At 55.7% G+C, this 1,598-nt stretch carries 2 protein-coding genes; both read left to right on the top strand.

Translation table 11 applies throughout. The features are described from left to right. Nucleotides 1-422: 422 nt before the first annotated feature. Nucleotides 423-794: a hypothetical protein gene (locus HZB34_00010; GenBank protein ID MBI5314335.1), complete on the top strand. Its 372-nt coding sequence runs from the start codon at nucleotides 423-425 to the stop codon at nucleotides 792-794. Nucleotides 795-857: 63 nt separating this feature from the next. Further along, on the top strand, nucleotides 858-1,463 hold the full coding sequence (locus HZB34_00005) for a hypothetical protein (protein ID MBI5314334.1): 606 nt from the start codon (nucleotides 858-860) through the stop codon (nucleotides 1,461-1,463). Nucleotides 1,464-1,598 lie beyond the last annotated feature (135 nt).

Here is a 1,598-nt window from a genome sequence, read left to right as displayed (position 1 = left end):
TGCTCGGGGTCGAGGCCCGTCTTTGCCGAGTGTGCCGAGAGGACCTCTATCGGGACAAGACGATGCTCCGGGGAGGTTGGTCTCGCTGTACGCTTTGTGACGAATTCGTCCATTACAGTTGTCTTGCCAGTGGGAAGGTCTCTTTTCTGAAAGCACGGCCACGGGTGTGCAAAACCTGTCGTTCGCTTCAGGAGGGGACTATCGCTCCTTCTTTTAAGAAAGATGGGCCCACTGTGGTAGTCCCGTCATGAATTCCGGTTCGCCGTCTGCTCCAAAGCCATTCAGTGCGTAAAGGTCCGTTGCTCTTGCTGACCGGTATCGGGCAAAAGCGGTTCTGCTCTCCTTCTGTGTGATCACTATGCCCGGTCAGCTGAACGTTGATGCGCGAGCCTCACGCCGCGTGATGGTGCACTGAGACTATTATGGTACAGATCATCCGAAGCGGGGCATTTCTTCAGCAGTGTTGGTCGGTCCATCCGCTGTGTGTGACTGTCAAGCGCATGACGGATGAGAAAGCCGTGGTGCTTTCTTGCAGCTCATGCAAGTCGGCCCATTACCTGACGGTCACTGCGGTCACGTCGCAAAAAGCCTCGGCCCAACAGATGGCGGGAGAAGGCACTTCACGAGACGAGCCGCCTGGCGAAGAGTTCCTCAAGGCTTGCGTTTCGACGCATCGTGCCTCCTTGGCGCTTCGTGAGATGGACGTATTTCAAGATCTGGTGCGGCTGCGCTGTGTGGACTGTCGACGGCTATACGAACTGACGGTCTCGGCGTTTGAAACACGCTACAAGTAATCAGGAATTGATGAGGAAGGGAGCATCATCCCTTCAGCCCCTGCCATGATGGCCCACTCCACTATGTTTACTGATGACGAAACCCTGCTGCTGGCCGATGCACAGTTCTTTCGGAAAAAGGCTGCGATCACGACAAAAATACGAGCCATGCTTGAGGCGACGCATGACGCCTTACAGAATGAGCTGGCAGGTCTGTCGCTTGTTGCTCCTCCTGATTTCAATCCACACCTCCATCAGCTGGTAAAAGGTGAGCATCTGGAAGATTTTCCGTATCAATACCTCGATTGTCCCAAATACTTCTCCGGGGCGAACACGTTCACGTTCCGTACGCTGGTCTGGTGGGGACATCATGTGACCTGTGCGCTATTGCTGGAAGGTTCGGAGATGGGACGATACAAGCGCCAGCTGCTCGGCCGGTTTCACCAGCTCGCAGGAAAGGACCTCGAACTTTCTCTGGCACCGTCGTTATGGGAGTGGAAACGCGGGGAGGGCTATACGCTGCCGATCACCCATGACCGAAAGGCCCAGATCGCTGCCGTGCTGGCTGAACGGTCGTTTCTGAAGGTCGTGCGCTGTGTGCCTTTGGGCGACCCACGAGTACGGGAGGGACAGTTGGCTCAGATGGCGTGCGAAACCTTTCGGTCACTGTCCCCCCTCGTCACCCCGTAACTTATTTATCCTAATTGTCTCCGGCACCAAACTTGGGTAGACTGGGCCGCCACTCTTTTTGACCTTTGACCGGGAGGAGCCTGTGAAGCAATCGTCATTGCGAGTTTTGGGCTGTGCCATCATGATGGCGACCCT

The organism is Nitrospirota bacterium (assembly GCA_016219645.1).
In the GTDB taxonomy this organism is placed as follows: Bacteria; Nitrospirota; Nitrospiria; order Nitrospirales; family Nitrospiraceae; genus Palsa-1315.
Note: the sequence above shows the minus strand (reverse complement) of the source record. Positions and strands in the feature narration are given on the sequence as shown.

What these genes read in the sequence shown, in the direction of transcription:
- HZB34_00010 (MBI5314335.1), top strand. Translation starts at nt 423, where the DNA reads ATGGTACAGATCATCCGAAGCGGGGCATTTCTTCAGCAGTGTTGGTCG.
- HZB34_00005 (MBI5314334.1), top strand. Translation starts at nt 858, where the DNA reads ATGTTTACTGATGACGAAACCCTGCTGCTGGCCGATGCACAGTTCTTT.